Below are 19,126 nucleotides of genomic sequence, written 5' to 3' on the forward strand. Positions count from 1 at the left end.
GGTCGCACATCACATCCGATCCGGCGGCGGCGTCGCGTAGGCTCGGGTCGCTGTGACCGCCACCGACCATTCTCCCGCCGTCCCGCCCGCGAGCCGGACGATCCGCACGTTCCACCCCCGACGGGGTCGGATGAGCGAGCGGCAGACCGACGCGCTGAGCCGGCTCTGGCCCGCGTACGGCCTGGATGTGCCGGACGGGCCTGTCGTGCCCGTCGACCTGGCCGACCTGTTCGGTCGTCGGGCACCCGTCGTGCTGGAGATCGGCTCGGGCATGGGCGACAGCACCGCTGCGATGGCTGCCGCCGACCCGGATCGAGATTATCTGGCGGTCGAGGTGCACACGCCGGGAATCGCCAACCTGCTAAACCTGGTGCAGCGCGCCGGCCTGCGCAACGTGCGGGTGGCGCAGGGCGACGCGTTGTCCCTGGTCAGCGGTCTGCCCGAGGGCGCGTTGGACGCGGTGCACGTCTTCTTTCCGGACCCGTGGCCGAAGACCCGCCACCACAAGCGGCGGATCATCCAGCCGACGCACGTGGCGCTGCTGCGGTCCCGGCTGCGGCCCGGCGGCATGCTGCACTGCGCTACCGACTGGGCCGAGTACGCCGAGGCGATGCGGGAGACGCTGGACGCGGACCCGGGGCTGGTGGACGCGTACGGCGGGTTCGCGCCGCGTCCGGCGCACCGCCCGGTGACAAAATTCGAGCGGCGGGCGATCACGGCCGGTCGGCCGGTCGCCGACCTGTTGTACCGCCGACGGTGACCGGCGAAACGCCCCAACCGGAACGCGCCGGCGCTTTCGGGACGCCCGGACGGGGGTCCGGCGCAGACCGGGTTGGCGTAGCGGGGCATGATCCAGGCACCATGGACAGGCTATGACGCTCACCGCCGCGCTGCCGACAAGCGCCGACCCCGACACCCTCTTCGACGCGTTCGCCGGCTGGGCGAAGGAGCGCGGCCTCGACCTCTACCCCCATCAGGAAGAGGCGGTCATCGAGATCGTCTCCGGCGCCAACCTGATCATGAACACGCCCACCGGCTCGGGTAAGAGCCTGGTGGCGATCGCCGCGCACTTCGCGGCCCTCGCCGACAGCCGGACGACCTTCTACACCGCGCCGATCAAGGCGTTGGTGTCGGAGAAGTTCTTCGCCCTCTGCGAGGTCTTCGGCGCCGAGAACGTCGGGATGCTCACCGGCGATGCCAGCGTCAACGCCGACGCCCCGATCATCTGCTGCACCGCGGAGATCCTGGCCAACCTGGCGCTGCGCGAGGGCACGAAGGCCGACGTCGGCCAGGTGATCATGGACGAGTTCCACTTCTACGCCGAGCCCGACCGGGGTTGGGCGTGGCAGGTGCCGATCATCGAGCTGCCGCAGGCCCAGTTCATCCTGATGTCCGCCACCCTGGGAGACACCACCCGCTTCGTCGACGACCTGACCCGGCGCACCGGGCGGCCGACAGCCGTCGTGCGCTCGGCGGAGCGGCCGGTCCCGCTCATCTTCTCGTACGCGATGACGCCGCTGCACGAGACACTTGAGGAGCTGCTGGAGACCAAGCAGGCCCCGGTGTACGTGGTGCACTTCACCCAGGCCGCCGCGCTGGAACGCGCTCAGGCGCTGACCAGCGTGAACGTCGCCACCCGCGCCGAGAAGGACATGATCGCCGAGGCGATCGGTGGTTTCCGGTTCACCGCCGGCTTCGGCAAGACGCTGTCCCGGCTGGTCCGGCACGGCATCGGCGTGCACCACGCCGGCATGCTGCCCAAGTACCGCCGCCTGGTGGAGACCCTCGCGCAGGCCGGTCTACTCAAGGTCATCTGCGGCACCGACACCCTCGGCGTCGGCATCAACGTGCCGATCCGCACCGTGCTGTTCACCGGCCTGTCCAAGTACGACGGGGTGCGTACCCGACTGCTCAAGAACCGCGAGTTCCACCAGATCGCCGGGCGGGCCGGGCGGGCCGGCTACGACACCATCGGCCGGGTCGTGGTGCAGGCCCCCGAGCACGTCATCGACAACGAGAAGGCCCTGGCGAAGGCCGGTGACGACCCGAAGAAGCGGCGCAAGGTGGTCCGCAAGAAGCCCCCGGAGGGCTCGATCGGCTGGGGTCAGCCCACCTTCGACCGACTTGTCGACGCCGAGCCGGAGCCGCTGACCTCCAGCTTCCAGGTCAGCCACTCGATGCTGCTCAACGTCATCGGCCGGCCCGGGGACGCGTTCGCCGCGATGCGGCACCTGCTCACCGACAACCACGAGGAGCCCGCCGCGCAGCGCCGGCACATCCGCCGGGCGATCGCCATCTACCGGGCGCTGCGGGCCGGCGGGGTCGTCGAGGAACTGCCCGAGCCGGACGAGACCGGCCGGCGGATCCGGCTCACCGTCGACCTCCAGCTCGACTTCGCCCTCAACCAGCCGCTCTCCCCCCTCGCGCTGGCCACCATCGAGTTGCTCGACGCCGAGTCCCCGTCGTACGCGCTCGACGTGCTGAGCGTGATCGAGTCGATTCTCGACGACCCACGGCAGATCCTCTCCGCGCAGCAGTTCAAGGCGCGCGGCGAGGCGGTCGCCGCCATGAAGGCCGAGGGCATCGAGTACGAGGCGCGCCTCGAACTGCTCGAGGATGTGACCCACCCGAAGCCCCTCGACGAGCTGCTGAACGCCGCGTACGAGATGTACCGGCAGGGGCACCCCTGGGTGGCCGACCACCAGCTCTCCCCCAAGGCCGTCGTCCGCGACATGTACGAGCGGGCCATGACCTTCACCGAGTACGTGCAGTTCTACGGGCTGACCCGCTCGGAGGGCCTGGTCCTGCGCTACCTGGCCGACGCGTACAAGACGCTGCGCCAGACCGTGCCAGAGGACGCCAAGACCGAGGAGCTGATCGACCTCATCGAGTGGCTGGGAGAGCTGGTCCGCCAGGTCGACTCCAGCCTGATCGACGAGTGGGAGCGGCTGCGCAACCCGTCCGACGTGGCGGAGGTGGCCCAGGCGCACGCCGCCCTGACCGACCGGCCACCGGCGGTGACGCGCAACGCGCGGGCGTTCCGGGTGCTGGTGCGCAACGCGCTGTTCCGCCGTGTCGAGCTGGCCGCGCTACGCCGCTGGGACCTGCTCGCCGAGTTGGACGCCGGCGACGGCTGGGACTACGACGCGTGGGCCGACGCCCTCGGGCCGTACTTCGAGGCGTACGACTCGATCGGGGTCGGGCCGGACGCCCGCGGTCCGGCGCTGCTCATGATCGAGCAGGGCCGGGAGCGGTGGACTGTGCGGCAGATCTTCGACGACCCGGACGGTGACCACGACTGGGGCATCAGCGCCGAGATCGACCTGGCCGCCTCGGACGAGATCGGTGCCGCGGCCGTCCGGATCACCGACGTCGGCCAGCTCTAGCAAGCGTCTCGAAAGGGGGGTCGTCCGCACGCCGGACGGCCCCCTTTGTCGCGTCTTCCGCACCCCTTCTTTCGCTGGGCGATGTCAGACCCGTCGATTAGAATGTATGTACTAATCGAGTTCCTGACCTGCAGGATTACGATCCAGGAGGACGCCCGTGACCGCGCCCGCCGCCACGCCCCTCACCCCCTACGCCACGCTGCTCGGCTTCACCCGCTACGTCGACCGCACCGGCCCCACCAAGGCGACCTTCGTGGGCGGGCTGCGCAAGCAACGAGCCAGCCGGTCCGGCTTCAACCCGCACGGCCAGTTCGTCAAGGCGCTCAAGGCCGACATCGCCTTCCACACCGGCGGCACCCACCTGACCGGGGTGGTCGACGTGGTCAAGCCACGCTGGCGCCCGCTCTACCAGGCGCTCGTTCCCGGCGCCACGGCCTGGCTGCACTCCCTCGGCGAGCCGGCCGCCGTCGACCTCGCCCAGACCCGCGACGCCCTGGCCATGCTGGGCGACCTGCCCGTCAAGATCAATCCCCATTTCGGGGTACGCCACGCCGACGGCCGCGCCGAAGCGGTCCGCCTGCACTTCGACGAGACCCCACCGAGCGAGGAGTCGGTGCTGGCCACCCTGCACCTGATGGCCCGACACATGGACGCGGTGCTCCCGCACGCCGAGCCGGTCCTGGTGGATGTCCGCCGTGGCCAGGCCCACCGCATGCCCACCGACGTCAAGCCCGAGCAGATCGAACGCTGGCTGGCCGGCGAAGCTGCCGCCTTCCGCGCCATCTGGTCCACCGCCGCCTAACCCACCCGCCCCCGCACGCCCACGCCCACCCGCACGCCCACGCCTACGCCTACGCCCGCGCCCACCCGCACGCCCACCCGCACCCGCACCCCCACCCCCACCCCCACGCCCAACCCCCACGCCCATGCCCACCCGCACCGCACCCGCACCCTGCCCAACCGCGCTGCCCGCCCGCGCTTGCCCGCCCGCGCTGCCCGCCCGCGCTTGCCCGCCATGATCGCGCTCGATCCAGGATGTAGTGGTCTCCCCGTCGAGGGAGGCCACTACATCCATGTTCGAGCGCGATCATGGGCGACAGAATTCGTCCCGCGGGCGGTGTGACGGCGGCGGTTATCCACAGGGGCAGCGGGCGGTTACCGCGTTCGGCCAGCCTTAGACCATGCCAAGAGCTCCTCGTCGGCCGCCGCAGTTGCGGGGTCGGGTCTTCCGTGGTTCCAAAGCGGTGTCGCGCGGGCTGCTCACCCGCAACGACCTCCGCAGTTCAGCATGGCGGCCGCTCTTCCGCGACGTCTATGCCGATGCCCAGCTCACCGTCACGCACGCCATCAGATGCGCCGCCGTCAGACGGTGGCTGGTGCCGCCGGGCGCGGCCATCGCCGGACGGGCCGCAGCGGGTCTGTATGGCTGCCCGAGCACAAGCGTGAACGAACCAGTCGACGTCCTGGTGCCCGCCGGCTCTCGGATCGGCCCGACCACCGGCATTCGCGTCCACCACGGGCACATCGACCCCGGAGACACGCTGGACCGGGCCGGGATCACGGTGACCAGCCCAGCGCGGACCTGCTGGGACGTGGCCCGTTGGCTCGACATCGTGGAGGCTGTGGTCATCATCGACGCCATGCTGGCCCGCCGGCTGACCACCGTGTCCGCCCTGCGCGAGTACGCGTTGAACCGGGCCGGTCGCCGTGGCTGGCGGTCACTGCTGCGCGCGGTCGACCTGGCGGACGCGGGCGCGGAGTCGCCGCAGGAGTCCCGTACCCGGGTCCGGCTGGTGCTCGCCGGCCTGCCCCGGCCGGAGACGCAGTGGGTCGTGGCCGAGTTGGGAAGGTTCGTTGCCCGACTGGACCTCGCCTGGCCGCAGTTCAAGGTCGCGGTGGAGTACGACGGACTCTGGCACGACGACCCCGAGCAGTTCCATCGGGACCGGCAACGCCTCAACCGACTGCTCGGCGGCGACTGGATCGTGCTCCACCTGACCGCCAAACGCCTCCGGGAGGACTTCGACGGGTTCCTCGCCGAGGTCCGAGCCGCCTTGCGGGCCCGTTCGCGCTCCCCTCGGTGACGGTGATCGTGCTCCAACATGGAAGTAGTGGCCTCCCGGTCCAGGGAGACCACTACTTCATGGATCGAGCACGATCATGACCGGTGTGCGCGGGTGCGCGGGTGCGCGGGTGCGCGGGTGCGCGGGTGCGCGGGTGCGCGGGTGCGCGGGTGCGCGGGTGCGCGGGTGCGCGGGTGCGCGGGTGCTGGTCAGGCGGCGGGGAGGTACTTGGCCAGGTCGTCGAGGATCTTGTTGGCGGCGCCGACACCGATACCGGTCATCCAGACCTCGTCGGAGACGGGGTACGCCTTGCCGGCCTTGACGGCGTTGAGGCCCTTCCAGAGCGTTCCGCCGGCCACCTTGGTCTGCTCGGCAGCGGCCTTGTCACCGTACGCGGTCACGAAGATGACGTCACCGTCGACCTCGTTGATCCGCTCGGGGCTGACCAGGTCGAAGCGCTTGTCCTCCTTGTTGGCCAGCAACTGCCGCTCGGGGCGGCCCAGGCCGGTGTCGCCGATGACGATGCCGGAGAAGGAGTCGGGGCCGTACACCCGGATGTTGCCGGGCAGGAACCGCACGATCGACACCTTGCGGGCGGCGGCGTCACCGAGCGTGGCACCGAAGTCCTTGGCCCGCTTCTCGTACGCGCCGAGCAGGTCCTTGGCCTGCTGCTCGCGGCCGAGCGCCTTGCCGTCGAGGAGCAGGTTCTCCTTCCAGGTGATGCCCACCTTGTCGGTGAACACGGTCGGCGCGATGGCGGCCAGCTCGTCGTAGAACTTCTCCTGGCGGAACTTGCTGCCGAGGATGAGGTCCGGCTTCAGCGCGTTGATCGCCTCCAGGTCGGGCTCGGTGAGCACCCCGACCTCCTTGATGCCGGCGAGCTTGTCCGCGCCGAAGTAGGTCGGCCAGCTCTTGGCCTCACCGGCGGTGGCGGCGCCGACGGGCGTGATGCCCAACGAGAGCGCCGTGTCGATCTTGTCGGTGTCGAGCACGACCACCCGCTTGGGCTCCGCCGGGACCTTGGTGGTGCCCATGGCGTGGGTGATCTCCCGGGTCTCCCCGGTGGTGGTGCCGGCGACCGGGTCGCTCTCACCGCAGGCGGTGAGTCCGACGCCGAGGGCGGCGGCCGCGGCGAGAGCGGCGACGAGACGACGCATCAGAGTCCTTTCGAGGGGTACGAGCCGGCAAGCGGGATCGCTTCGTCGGCGGGGGTGACCGGGCTGGCTGAGTTGCCGCCGGTGTACGCGGGCACCACCAGCGGTGCCCCGGTCACCGGGCAGGGCACGACCACGCAGGCCAGCCCGAAGACGTCGCGGACCAGGTCGGCGGTGAGGATCTCCCGGGGCGGTCCGGCCGCGACCACGGTGCCGGCCCGCATGGCGACCAGGTGGTCGGCGTAGCGGGCGGCCTGGTTCAGGTCGTGCAGCACGGCGACCACGGTGCGGCCCCGCTCGGAGCGCAGCCGGTGCAGGAGGTCCAGCACCTCCACCTGGTGGGCCAGGTCGAGGAAGGTGGTCGGCTCGTCCAGCAGCAGGGCGTCGGTGTCCTGGGCGAGCGTCATGGCGATCCACACCCGTTGCCGCTGACCGCCGGAGAGGCTGTCCATCGGCCGGTCGGCCAGGTCGGTCACGTCGGCGAGGGCCATCGCCTGGTCCACCGCCGCGCCGTCCTCCGACGACCACTGCCGCCACCACCGCTGGTAGGGCTGCCTGCCACGCCCGACCAGGTCCGCCACGGTGACGCCCTCGGGCACCAGCGGGCTCTGTGGCAGGACGCCGAGGCGGCGGGCGACCTCCCGGGTCGGCAGGTCGCGGATGGCGGTGCCGTCCAGCAGCACCGCGCCACGGCGGGGGGTGAGCAGCCGGGCCATCGTGCGCAGCAGGGTGGACTTGCCGCACGCGTTGGGGCCGACGATCACGGTGAACGCGTCGGTGGGCAGGTCGAGGTCGAGCCCGTCGAGCACGGTCCGGTCGTCGTAGCCGGCGACCAGGTCGCGGGTGGAGAGCATCACACGACTCCTTGAGGCGTCACGACGACCGCCGCCGGCCGCGCAGCAGCAGGAAGATCAGGTACGGGCCACCGATCGCGGCGGTCAGCACCCCGGCGGGCAGTTGGGTGGGTGCGAACAGCCGCCGGCCGGCCAGGTCGGCCAGCACCAGCAGCAGGGCGCCGAGCAGCGCCGCGCAGACCAGCGGCGGTCGTTCGGCGCGTACCAGGCGGCGGGCCACCTGCGGGGCGACCAGCGCCACGAAGTCCACGGCGCCGACCTGGGCGGTGACCATCGCGGCGACGAGCACGCCGGTGCCGGCGAGGCCGATCCGGCGGGCCACCGGGCGCAGCCCGACGCCCCGGGCTGTGTCGTCGTCCAGTGCGGTGCTGTTCAGCGCCCAACCGGCCCAGGCCAGCACCGGCAGCAGCACCAGCAGCGTGCCGGCGATCCAGGCGGCCTCGGTCCAGCCCTTGCCTGCCAGGGTGCCGATCAGCCAGATCTGCGCACGCAGCCCGTCGATCGGGTCGGCGGTGAGCATGACCACCTCGGTGAGCGCCCGGAAGCCGAACGCGACAGCCACCCCGGCGAGCACGAACCGCTGTGCCGCCAGCCCGTGCCGGGCACCGAGGGCGAACAGCAGCACCGCCGCGAGCAGCCCACCCACCAGCGCGGTGGGCGCCACCAGCACGGCGGCCATTCCGCTGGTCAGGGCCACGGTGGCGGCGAGGCCGGCACCCTGGGTGATGCCGATGACGTCCGGGCTGGCGAGCGGGTTGCGGGCCACGCTCTGGATCAGCGTGCCGGCCACGCCGAAGGCGGCGCCGGCCACGGCGGCCAGCACGACCCGCGGCAGCCGAAGGTCAAGAACCACCAGGTCGTACGGGGTGCCGGCGCCGGAGAGGGCACGCAGCACGTCGGCCGGTGCGACGTACGGGGTGCCCAGCGAGAGGCTGAGCACGACGGCCAGCAGGAGCAGCACGGTCAGCACGGCGGCCACCAGTACCGCGCGACGGCGGATCAGCAGGCTGACCGGGCCGACCCGCAGCAGCGACCGCCCGGGCAGCGCGGCCCGCCCGGGATCGGACGAGCCGGCGGCCGCGACGGCCGGCGCACCGGCGGGGCCGAGCGGGTCAGCGGGGCCGAGCGGGTCAGCGGGGCCTGATGAACGTTGGGTGGTGGTCACGCGGTCACCACCCGGGCGCGACGGACCAGCACGGCCAGCAGTGGCGCACCGATCAACGCGGTGACGATGCCGGCCGGAATCTCGCCGGGTGGGGCGACGAGCCGACCCACGATGTCGGCGGCGAGCAGCAGCGCCGGCCCGAGCAGGGCGGAGACGGCAAGGGTCCAGCGGTGGTCCGCGCCGACCAGGGCGCGCGCCAGGTGTGGCACGGCCAGGCCGACGAACGCGACCGGTCCGGCGGCGGCCACCGCGGCACCGGTCAGCAGCACGGCGGCGAGGCCACCGCCGAGGCGAACCAGACCGATCCGGTGGCCGAGACCACGGGCCACGTCGTCGCCGAGGGCCAGCGCGTCCAGACCACGGGCCACCAGGGCGGCCAGCACCAACCCGACGAGGACGAAGGGCAGCACCTGCGCGGCGACCGACAGGTCCCGGCCGGCCAGCCCGCCGACCACCCAGAAGCGGTACTCCTCGAAGGTGCGGGCGTCGATGCTGAGCAGCGCGTACACCCCGGAGGCCAGGCTGGCGTCGAGCGCCGCGCCGACCAGCGCGAGGGTGACCGGGCTGGCGCCCTCGCGGGCGCTCGTGGCGATGGCGAAGACCAACAGCCCGGCGATCAGGGCTCCGGCGATGCCGAACCAGACATACCCGGCGAGGGTGCCGACGCCGAAGACGGAGATCGCGAGCACCACCCCGAACGAAGCGCCCGCGCTGATGCCCAGGATGCGCGGCTCGGCGAGGGGGTTACGGGTGAGCGCCTGGAACAGCACCCCCGCGACGGCGAGCGCGAGCCCGACGGCGAGGCCGAGCGCGGTCCGTGGCATCCGCAACTCACGGACGATGGTGCTGGCGTCGCCGCCGTCCGGCGCGACGAGCGCGTGCCAGACCTGGTCGACGCCGAGTTGTCGGCTGCCGAGCGCGAAGCTGGCCAACACGGTGAGCAGCAGCACCAGCGCGGCCCCGACGGTGACGGCCACCCGGCGGCCGGTGCGGGTGCCGGACCGGTTGCGGGCCGCGTTCGGCCGGGTGGCGAGGGTGGTCACGAGTCTCCTGCATGTTCGGGCTTAGGTTCGCCTAACCTTAGCCGAGCTGCAGAAAGCGGCCTAACCGGAGTTTGTCGATGCGGTTCCGGGGCCCAGCTGCCCGCCCGACGAGCCACCGTCACCGGCCGCCGCCCCACCGCGCGGCAGCACGGTCAGCGGTCGCATCATCTCGTTGTCCTCGTGCTCCAGGAGGTGGCAGTGCCAGGCGTAGCGACCCGGCAGGTCGAAGTGCGCCTTGATCCGGGTCACCTCCCACGGGTACGCGAGCACCGTGTCCATTCGCCCCCGATCCCCCGGGCCCGGCAGCGATCTGCCCGAGTGCCCCCGGCCGAGCAGTTCGAACTGGACCTGGTGCAGGTGGACCGGGTGCACGTGGCGGGTGAAGTTGCGCACCTCCCAGATTTCGGTGTCGCCGAGGGTGGGCTGCTCGGTCACCGGGTCTCTCCAGCGCAGCGGCAGGCCCCGACCACGCTCGTCGAGGACGCCGAGCAGCATGACCATCGACCCGCCCGAGCTCCGCTCGTTGAGCGACAGCCGGCGTACCCGCTGGGCTGGGCCGAGCCGAGGGTGTGCCGGCAGCCGCAGGTGCTCCGGGGGGACGCTCGGGTCCGCGCCGGTGGCGTCGGTGACCACGAAGCGCAGCACCTGCCCGGTGGTCCGCGGATCCGCCGGGGCGAAGTCCACCCCGGGCCGGCCGCCGCCGTACATCCCGTCCGGCCCTTCGTTGACGAGGTACAGCTCGGTGCCGGCCGGAACGTCGGTGAAGTCGACGATCGCGTCGACCCGCTGGGCGGGGCCGAGTGCCACCTGTTCGTGCGGCACCGGCTCCGGCAGGAAGCCGCCGTCGCTGCCGATCTGCCAGACCGGCAGCACCGGCCGGGCCGGCCGGGCGGTGGCGTTCGCGGCGACGCTGAGCAGCAGGAATCGGCTGTTGCAACCGTTGAGCAGGCGGAACCGGTAGCGCCGGCGCCGCACGGTCAGCGTGGGCCAGGTGCGGCCGTTGACCACCATGGTGGAGGCGGAGAACCCGGGCACCCACACCGGTGGCCCGTCGCCCTGTGACGAGCCGCCGATGGAGTACCGCTCCGGGTAGTGCAGGTCACCGTCGGCGGTGAAGCTGCGGTCCTGGATCAGGAGCGGAATGTCGCGGTGTGCGGTGTTCGGCGAATCATCGCGGGCCGGAGCCGGGCCGGGCAGCGTCCCCTCCGGCAGCTCGTCCCCGCCGCCGAGCAGGTAGAACCCGGCGGGCCCGGCGTAGACGTTCTCCCGGGTGAGCCCGAGCGTGTGGTCGTGGTACCAGAGGGTGCAGGGCCGCTGGTCGTTCGCGTACTCGAAGGTGGCCGAACCCGGTGCCCAGCGCAGGCCGGACCGCTCGGCGAAGCGGGACCGGAACTCGCGGTACGCGCTGCCGGACACGGCGAAGTCGGGCGGAAGGTCCCGGGCCGCCGGCAGGTACCACGCCTCGGCGTGCCCGTCGCTCTCCTGGGTGCTGTGCGCGCCGTGCAGATGCACCACCTGGGGCACCGGCCCGCGATATCCCCGCGGGCTGCCGTCCCACTGCCCGTGGTGGTCGCGATGCGCGATGCCACCGGCCGGGTTGGCCCAGTGCAGGGTGGGATCCACCGGCAGCAGGTGCGGTAGGTAGTCGCCGCGGTCGTCGACGAGTTGGTTGACCCAGGTCACCCGGACCGGCCGACCCACCCGGGCCATGATGGTCGGCGCCGGGTAGCCGAAGCTGCCGGGGTGGGCGGTGGAGCCGTACCCCCACACGGTGGTGCGCGGCCACGATGGCGGCAGGATCTGCTGGCGGAACTGTCGTACCGCGATCTCGTACGTGTCGCGTTCGGAATCGGTGGCCACCGTGGGCATGGCCGGGGGGATCCGCAGCGCCGTGACGTACTTCGGGATGTCACGGGGGTCCAGCGGCGCGGCCGCGGCGAACGCCCGGCCCGATGCGGCCCAGCCCGCCGGGATCAGCGCCGCCGCGCCGCCGGTGGCACCTGCCGCGAGCAGCCGACGTCTGGTGACCATGTCGCACCTCCCCCAATCGCCTCGAACCTCAAGATGAGAATGAGATTCGCGGATGCTCACAGGACGGACAGATGGCCGATGACACCCGGAAGAGGGACATTCGCGTCATAGGGTGTGGGCATGCGATTCGACCAGCACACGGTCGTCCTCCTGGTCCGGCCGGCGGACGTCCCGGAGCTGCCGCAGGACGCGATCGACCGCTTGCAGGACGCCCACCTGGCCCACCAGGCGGGCCTCGTGCAGCAGGGGCTGGTGCTCGCGGCCGGGCCGTTCCTGCACCCCGACGACGAGCAGTTGCGGGGCTTCGCGGTGCTGTCCATCGCCCCGGACGAGGCCCGTGAGCTGTATCACAACGATCCGGCGGTGCGCGCCGGGCAGCTGGTCGTGCGGGTGATGAGCTGGATGGTGCCGGAGGGCAACGTGCGCTTCGAGAGCGTCCCGATGCCCCGGTCGATGCTGGAGGCGGCGGCCGGCGACTGAACCGGCGGCGTCGGGTTCAGCCGGTGGTGCCGGTCCGGGCCACGGGCACCCCGCCACCGGCCGGCGTCGGGTCGACCTGCTGGTCGGCCCAGACGTACGTCTCCGGCAGCAGCTCGGAGATCTCGACCACCCGCTGGGCGTCCGCCGGACCGACGATCACCCGCAGGGCCGGGAAGTAGTCGCGCAGCACCTGCCGGCACCGTCCACACGGCGGAATGACGCCCCGTCCCCGGTCCCCCACCGCGACGATGGTCTCCAGTGCGGTCACGCCCTGGGTGGCGGCGGCGCCGACTGCGACGATCTCGGCGCACGGGCCGCCGGTGAAGTGGTAGACGTTCACCCCGGTGAAGACCCGCCCGTCGGTGGTCCGGGCGGCGGCTGCCACGCTGTGGTTCTCGCTGCGGCACCGCAGCTTCGCGACCGCCGTGGCGGCCTGCACCAGCGCCCGGTCGGTGTCCCGCAGCTCCATTCCGGCCCCCCAGCGCTCGACGTCGGCCGCCAACTCTAGACCGCCGCGTTCCGCCGGGAGAGCGGTGGCGCGATAACCCAGGGGCGGTGTGCCGCCGGGCTGCCTATCCTTGGGCACGACATGCAGAATCCAACCGCCTCCGTCGCGTCCGATTCGGTTCGCGAGCTGCACCGCCGCCTCACACCTCTGATGTTCCGCGACCAGCGCCGGCTCCAGCGGCGCCTCGACGGTGCCCGCAAGCTGCGCGACCCGCAGCGTCGGGAGGCGGCGCTGACCGAGATCACCGCCGACCTGGTCCGGGCCGAGCAGCGGCTCGCCGCCCGCCAGGCGGCAGTGCCCGTGATCACGTACCCGGCGGGTCTGCCGGTCAGTGAGCGCAAGGACGACATCGCCACGGCCATCCGCGACCACCAGGTGGTGATCGTGGCGGGCGAGACCGGCTCCGGCAAGACCACCCAGATCCCCAAGATCTGCCTGGAGCTGGGGCGCGGCGTGCACGGCCTGATCGGGCACACCCAGCCCCGGCGGTTGGCCGCCCGCACGGTCGCCGACCGGATCGCCGACGAGCTGGGCACCGAGCTGGGCGACGTGGTCGGCTACAAGGTGCGCTTCACCGACCAGGTCAGCGAACGCAGCCTGGTGAAGCTGATGACCGACGGCATCCTGCTGGCCGAGCTGCAGACCGACCGGATGCTGCGCCAGTACGACACGTTGATCATCGACGAGGCGCACGAGCGCAGCCTCAACATCGACTTCATCCTCGGGTACCTGCGGGAGCTGCTGCCCCGGCGGCCCGACCTCAAGGTGATCATCACCTCGGCGACCATCGAGACCGACCGCTTCGCCCGGCACTTCGCCGGGCCGCCCACCGCCGACGAGCCGGACGGGGTGCCGGCGCCGGTGGTCGAGGTCTCCGGACGCACCTACCCGGTGGAGGTGCGCTACCGGCCGTTGCTGGAGGTCGCCGAGGGCGAGGAGGACGGCGACGGCGACGAGGAGAACGTCCGCGACCAGATCCAGGCGATCGGCGACGCCGTCGAGGAGTTGGCCGCCGAGGGCCCCGGCGACATCCTGGTCTTCCTCAGCGGCGAGCGGGAGATCCGGGACACCGCCGACGCGCTGGGCAAGCTGGTGCAGAAGAAGCGGTCGCTGCTCGGCACCGAGATCCTGCCGCTGTACGCCCGGCTGTCCTCCGCCGAACAGCACCGCGTCTTCGCCGCGCACTCGTCGCGCCGGGTGGTGCTCGCCACCAACGTCGCGGAGACCTCGCTGACCGTGCCCGGCATCAAGTACGTGGTGGACCCGGGCACCGCCCGGATCTCCCGCTACTCCAGCCGGCTCAAGGTGCAGCGGCTGCCGATCGAGCCCATCTCGCAGGCGTCGGCCAACCAGCGCAAGGGCCGGTGTGGCCGCACCTCGGACGGCATCTGCATCCGCCTCTACGACGAGCAGGACTTCGCGTCCCGGCCCGAGTTCACCGACCCGGAGATCCTGCGCACCAACCTGGCGTCGGTCATCCTCCAGATGACCGCGATCGGGCTCGGCGACCTCGCCGCGTTCCCGTTCATCGACCCACCGGACAAGCGCAACATCACCGACGGCGTCAACCTGCTGCACGAGCTGGGCGCGTTGGACCCGACCGAGGCCGACCCGGCGAAGCGGCTCACGGCGCTCGGCCGGCGGCTGGCCCAACTGCCGGTCGATCCGCGCCTGGCCCGCATGGTGGTCGAGGGCGAACGCAACGGTTGCGCCACCGAGGTGCTGGTGATCGCCGCGGCGCTCTCCATCCAGGACCCTCGGGAGCGGCCGGCGGAGAAGCAGGCCCAGGCCGACCAGGCGCACGCCCGGTTCGCCGACAAGGAGTCGGACTTCGTCGCGTACCTCAACCTGTGGCGCTACCTGCGCGAGCAGCAGCGCGAGCTCTCCTCCAGCGCGTTCCGCCGGATGTGCAAGGCGGAGTACCTGAACTACCTGCGGATCCGCGAGTGGCAGGACATCGTCAGCCAACTGCGGCAGGTGCTGCGTACCCCGTCCGACGGCGACCGGCGTGGTGGGCGGCCGGCGCGCGACACCACCGACGACGCGGACGCCGGCCGCGGTGGCAACCGCCGGGGCGGCGCGGACCTGCCGGAGGAGATCGACACTCCGAAGGTGCACCAGTCGCTGCTGCCCGGCCTGCTGTCGCACATCGGCCTCAAGGACGCCCAGAAACACGAGTACCTGGGGGCGCGGGGCGCGAAGTTCGCGCTCTTCCCCGGATCGGCGTTGTTCAAGAAGCCGCCGCGCTGGGTGATGGCCGCCGAGCTGGTGGAGACCTCGCGGCTGTGGGGCCGCATCGCCGGCCGGGTCGAGCCGGAGTGGGTCGAGCCGCTCGCGCAGCACCTGGTCAAGCGCAGCTACAGCGAACCGCACTGGGAGAAGAAGCAGGCCGCGGTGATGGCCTACGAGAAGGTCACCCTGTACGGCGTCCCGCTGGCCAGCTCGCGCAAGGTCAACTTCGGGCGGATCGACCCGACGCTGAGCCGGGAGCTGTTCATCAGGCATGCCCTCGTCGAGGGCGACTGGCAGACCCACCACCAGTTCTGGGCGGACAACAAACGGCTGCTCGCCGAGATCGAGGAGCTGGAGAGTCGGGCCCGACGCCGGGACATCCTGGTCGACGACGAGACCATCTTCGGCTTCTACGACCAGCGGATCCCGGCCGACGTGTCCTCCGGCCGGCACTTCGACTCGTGGTGGAAGACGACCCGCCGCGAGCAACCCGACCTGCTCACCTTCACGCGCGACCTGCTGGTCAACGATGGTCGAGCGGGGGTCGCCGAGGACGACTACCCGGACGAGTGGCGGGCCGACGGGGTGAGCCTGCCGCTGACCTACCGGTTCGAGCCGGGCACGCCCGACGACGGCGTCACGGTGGACATCCCGCTGCCGCTGCTCAACCAGGTGCCGGCGGAGAGCTTCGACTGGCAGGTGCCGGGGCTGCGCGAGGAGACGGTGATCGCGCTGATCCGCTCGCTGCCCAAGGCGATCCGCCGCAACTTCGTCCCGGTGCCGGACTACGCCCGCGCCGCCCTGGCGGCGATCACGCCCGGCGAGGAGTCGCTGCTGGACGCCCTCACCCGGCAGCTGCGCCGGATGACCGGGGTGACCGTGCCCCGCGACGCCTGGGAGCCGGGCAAGCTCCCGGCGCACCTGCGGGTGACCTTCCGGGTCCTCGGCGACGACGAGAAGCCGGTTGCCGAGGGCAAGGACCTGCCGGCCCTGCAACGCCAGCTCCGCCAGGAGGTACGCCAGGTGGTGGCGGCCGCCGCGCCGGAGGTGGCCCGCACCGGGCTGCGCGAGTGGAGCATCGGCACGCTGCCGCGGACCATCGAGCAGGTCCGTGCCGGGTACGCGGTCACCGCGTACCCGGCGCTCGTGGACGAGGGCGCCACGGTCGGGGTGCGGGTGTTCGACTCCCCCGCCGAGGCGGAGGCGGCGCACTGGGCGGGCACCCGCCGGCTGCTCCGGCTCACCGTGCCCTCCCCGGCGCGGTTCCTGCAGGGGCGGCTGAGCAACGAGGCGAAGCTGGCGCTGAGCCGCAACCCGCACGGCGGCGTCCAGGATCTGATCGAGGACGCGGCCGGCGCGGCCATCGACCGGTTGGTGGGCACGGCCGGCGGGCCGGCATGGGACGCCGACGGTTTCGCGGCCCTACGGGAGAAGGTTCGCGCCGACCTGATCGACACCGTCGTCGAGGTGATGGATCGGGTCCGCAGGGTCCTCGCCGCGGCGTACGCCGTCGAGCAGCGGCTCGGCGCGACCCGCAACCTCGCCGTGGTGGCGGCTCTGGCCGACATCCGCAACCAGCTCGCCGGGCTGGTGCACGCCGGTTTCATCACCGAGACCGGGTACGCGCGCCTGCCCGACCTGCTGCGCTACCTCACCGCCATCGAACGTCGACTGGACCGCCTCGGCGGCAACCCCCAGCGGGACCGCCAGCAGCAGGACCGGATCGCGGTGGTGCAGAAGGAGTACGCCGACCTGCTCGCCAACCTGCCGCCGGCCCGGCGTCAGGAGACGGCCGTCCGGCAGATCCGCTGGATGATCGAGGAGCTGCGGGTGAACGTCTTCGCCCAGGCGTTGGGCACCCCGTACCCCGTCTCCGAGCAGCGGATCTACCGGGCGATGGACGACGCCGAGGGCCGCTGACCCAGGCGGGCAGGGTCAGCGGCCGAAGCCAAGGCGGGTCAGCGTGCCTGGACGGAGAGCGCGCGGGCGGCCGGGACGCTGCGGACCGAGGTGCTCAACGTCGAACCGCGGGGCTCAGCGGGGGTGGGCGCCCACCAGGCCCGGTTCTCCCGGTACCAGTGGAAGACCTCGGTCAGCCCGTCCTCGAACCGGATCTGCGGCTCGAAGCCGAGCTCCTCGGAGATCTTGCGGTAGTCCAGCGCGTAACGCTGGTCCTGCACCTTACGGTCTGGCACGTGCCGGACCCGATCCCAACCGGCCCCACCCAGCAGGAGGATCCGCTCGGTCAGCGCGCGGTTGGTGAGCTCGATGTCGCCGCCGATGTTGTAGACCTCGCCGGCACGGCCCTTGGCCAGCACCAGCGCGATCGCCCGGCAGTGGTCGTCGACGTGCAGCCACTCGCGGACCGCGCTGCCGTCGCCGTGCAGGGTGATGTCCTGGCCGTTGAGCAGGCTCGTGACGAAGCGGGGGATGACCTTCTCCACGTGCTGGTACGGCCCGTAGTTGTTGGCGCAACGAGTGATTGAGACGTCCACGTCGTACGTGCGCCAGTAGGAGCGGACCACGTGGTCGCTGGCCGCCTTCGAGGCCGCGTAGGGGGAGTTCGGCTCCAGTACACAGCTCTCGTTCCAGGAACCCTCACTGATCGAGCCGTACACCTCGTCGGTGGACACGTGCACGACCCGGCCGACACCAGCGCGGGCGCACGCCGCCAGCAGGTGATGCGAGCCCATCACGTTGGTCTCAAAGAACGGCGCCGGGTCATCGATGGACCGGTCGACGTGGGACTCGGCGGCGAAGTGCACCACCGCGTCGTGCCCCGGCACCAGATCGGCGAGCATCTGCCGGTCGCAGATATCCCCGCGGACGAACGTCAGGCGGGGATGCGCGGCCGGCAAGTTGGCCCGATCACTGGCATAGGTCAGCTTGTCGAGCACCGTCACGTCGCAGTGCTCGAACCCGGCGTAACGCCCGCCGAGCAGACTCCGCGCGAAATGCGACCCGATGAAGCCAGCGCCGCCGGTAACCAGGATCCTCATGTCTAGCCTCCCTGCCGGCGAAATGCCCGCCGGTGAGCTGTTACGAGATGAATGAGTATTTTGCCCTGTGCAAGGCTCCACCTTAAGTGACCTGAGAGGACATTGAGCCGGATACTGCGAGCTTAAGGGCGATTTAACCCAGCAAGGACGAACGGGATGATCAACGCAGACTGGTCGGTCGGCCGATATGGACCGGTCGGCCGACCGACACCGGGCGATCGTGCGGGTAGCGGACCCCGACACGCACCTTCAACGAGGCTCGACCCCGGGCGGAAGCTCGTCGCTGTCGATGGCCGACTGGACGTAGTCGAGCAGGATCCGTCGGAGCTCCCGACCGGCGTGGGTGGGCACGACGTCACGGCGGCGGGCCACCGCGATGGTCCGCCGCACGCCGGGTGGGGCGAGGGGGGTGATCCGCACGCCCGGCCGGCGAGCCAGCACGATGCCCGGCACGAGCGCGATGCCGAGCCCGGCCTCGACGAAGCTGAGCACCGCGTCCATCTCGCCACCGTCCACCGCGAAGGTGGGCTCGAAGCCCGACTCCCGACATGCCTGGATGGTCGCGTCGCGCAGGTCGTACCCCTCCCGGAACATCACCATCGGCTGGCCCCGCAGGTCGGTGATGCGCAGCTCCCCGGTCGTCGACGCGGTCGCCACCTCCCCCACCGAGGCCACCACCAGGCTCTCCCGCAGGATCGGGTCGACGCGCAGCCCCGGGTCGGCCCCCTGGCCCGGCATGATGATCAGGGCCAGGTCGAGGTCGCCGCGGAGCAGGTCCCGCACCAGGTCCTGGGAGCCGCCCTCCTCGACCCGCAGGTCGACGGTGGGGTGCGCGTCGCGGAAGCGGCGCAGCACCGGCGGGGCGAGCGAGGTGGCCAGACTGGGGGTGGCCCCGAGCCGGACCCGGCCCCGGCGCAGCCCGACCAACTCCTGGACCTCCCGGGTCGCCGTCTCCACGTCGGCGAGGATCCGGGTGGCCAACGGCAGCAGCACCTCACCCGCCGCGGTGAGCGCGATGTTGCCCCTTACCCGCTCGAACAGCGGTGCCCCGAGGTCGGCCTCCAGAGCGTGAATTTGCTTACTGAGAGAAGGCTGAGTGATGCCCACCAGGTCGGCGGCTTGGGTGAAATGTCGTACTTCGGCCACCGCGACGAAGTACCGGAGCTGATGGAGCTGCATCTACATAGCCTACGGCTATCAACGCTGCGAGT

General features: G+C 71.8%; 14 protein-coding genes. 6 read left to right on the forward strand and 8 right to left on the reverse strand.

Going from position 1 to position 19,126, the window contains the following annotated elements; genetic code table 11:
* Positions 1-52: 52 nt before the first annotated feature.
* From trmB to V6U86_RS27930, 4 genes are all read left to right on the forward strand, one after another.
* Positions 53-760, forward strand: a complete 708-nt coding sequence (gene trmB / locus V6U86_RS27915) for a tRNA (guanosine(46)-N7)-methyltransferase TrmB (RefSeq protein WP_442935017.1) — start codon at positions 53-55, stop codon at positions 758-760.
* A 112-nt stretch (positions 761-872) separates the two neighbouring features.
* Positions 873-3,386, forward strand: a complete 2,514-nt coding sequence (locus V6U86_RS27920) for a DEAD/DEAH box helicase (RefSeq protein ID WP_334508329.1) — start codon at positions 873-875, stop codon at positions 3,384-3,386.
* A gap of 157 nt (positions 3,387-3,543) precedes the next feature.
* Positions 3,544-4,188 carry a hypothetical protein gene (locus V6U86_RS27925; protein ID WP_334508331.1) on the forward strand — a complete coding sequence of 215 codons (645 nt, stop codon included), beginning with the start codon at positions 3,544-3,546 and terminating at the stop codon, positions 4,186-4,188.
* 379 nt (positions 4,189-4,567) lie between these two features.
* Positions 4,568-5,470, forward strand: a complete 903-nt coding sequence (locus V6U86_RS27930) for an endonuclease domain-containing protein (protein ID WP_334508333.1) — start codon at positions 4,568-4,570, stop codon at positions 5,468-5,470.
* 188 nt (positions 5,471-5,658) lie between these two features.
* On the opposite strand, the gene V6U86_RS27935 is transcribed toward V6U86_RS27930, so the two are convergent.
* Genes V6U86_RS27935 through V6U86_RS27955 form a run of 5 tightly spaced genes read right to left on the reverse strand, consistent with a single transcriptional unit; the run spans position 5,659 to position 11,696 of the window.
* Positions 5,659-6,606: an ABC transporter substrate-binding protein gene (locus V6U86_RS27935; RefSeq protein WP_334508335.1), complete on the reverse strand. Its 948-nt coding sequence runs from the start codon at positions 6,604-6,606 to the stop codon at positions 5,659-5,661.
* Positions 6,606-7,457 carry an ABC transporter ATP-binding protein gene (locus tag V6U86_RS27940; protein ID WP_334508337.1) on the reverse strand — a complete coding sequence of 284 codons (852 nt, stop codon included), beginning with the start codon at positions 7,455-7,457 and terminating at the stop codon, positions 6,606-6,608. Before V6U86_RS27940 ends, V6U86_RS27935 begins: the two co-directional genes overlap by 1 nt.
* Before the next feature lie 19 nt (positions 7,458-7,476).
* A complete protein-coding gene (locus V6U86_RS27945) occupies positions 7,477-8,622 on the reverse strand; it encodes a FecCD family ABC transporter permease (protein ID WP_334508339.1) in 1,146 nt (381 codons plus the stop codon).
* A complete protein-coding gene (locus V6U86_RS27950; RefSeq protein WP_334508341.1) occupies positions 8,619-9,665 on the reverse strand; it encodes a FecCD family ABC transporter permease in 1,047 nt (348 codons plus the stop codon). The genes V6U86_RS27945 and V6U86_RS27950 overlap by 4 nt, the downstream gene beginning before the upstream one ends.
* A gap of 60 nt (positions 9,666-9,725) precedes the next feature.
* Positions 9,726-11,696, reverse strand: a complete 1,971-nt coding sequence (locus V6U86_RS27955; protein ID WP_334508343.1) for a multicopper oxidase family protein — start codon at positions 11,694-11,696, stop codon at positions 9,726-9,728.
* A 120-nt stretch (positions 11,697-11,816) separates the two neighbouring features.
* On the opposite strand from V6U86_RS27955, the gene V6U86_RS27960 reads away from it, so the two are divergent.
* Positions 11,817-12,176, forward strand: coding sequence for a YciI family protein (locus V6U86_RS27960; protein WP_334508345.1), 360 nt, complete (start codon positions 11,817-11,819; stop codon positions 12,174-12,176).
* Positions 12,177-12,192: 16 nt separating this feature from the next.
* Here V6U86_RS27960 and V6U86_RS27965 read toward each other — a convergent pair whose 3' ends face one another.
* Positions 12,193-12,762, reverse strand: coding sequence for a cytidine deaminase family protein (locus V6U86_RS27965; RefSeq protein ID WP_334508347.1), 570 nt, complete (start codon positions 12,760-12,762; stop codon positions 12,193-12,195).
* A 3-nt stretch (positions 12,763-12,765) separates the two neighbouring features.
* Between V6U86_RS27965 and hrpA the strand changes: the two genes are divergently transcribed.
* Complete coding sequence (hrpA, locus tag V6U86_RS27970; protein WP_334508349.1) at positions 12,766-16,836, forward strand: ATP-dependent RNA helicase HrpA; 4,071 nt, start codon at positions 12,766-12,768, stop codon at positions 16,834-16,836.
* Positions 16,837-16,874: 38 nt separating this feature from the next.
* On the opposite strand, the gene rfbB is transcribed toward hrpA, so the two are convergent.
* A complete protein-coding gene (gene rfbB / locus V6U86_RS27975) occupies positions 16,875-17,915 on the reverse strand; it encodes a dTDP-glucose 4,6-dehydratase (protein WP_334508351.1) in 1,041 nt (346 codons plus the stop codon).
* Positions 17,916-18,164: 249 nt separating this feature from the next.
* Positions 18,165-19,094 (reverse strand): LysR family transcriptional regulator, encoded by a 930-nt coding sequence (locus V6U86_RS27980; protein WP_334508353.1) that lies wholly within the window; start codon positions 19,092-19,094, stop codon positions 18,165-18,167.
* Positions 19,095-19,126: the final 32 nt, after the last annotated feature.

It is taken from the genome of Micromonospora sp. CPCC 205558 (assembly GCF_036902955.1).
Lineage (GTDB): Bacteria > Actinomycetota > Actinomycetes > Mycobacteriales > Micromonosporaceae > Micromonospora.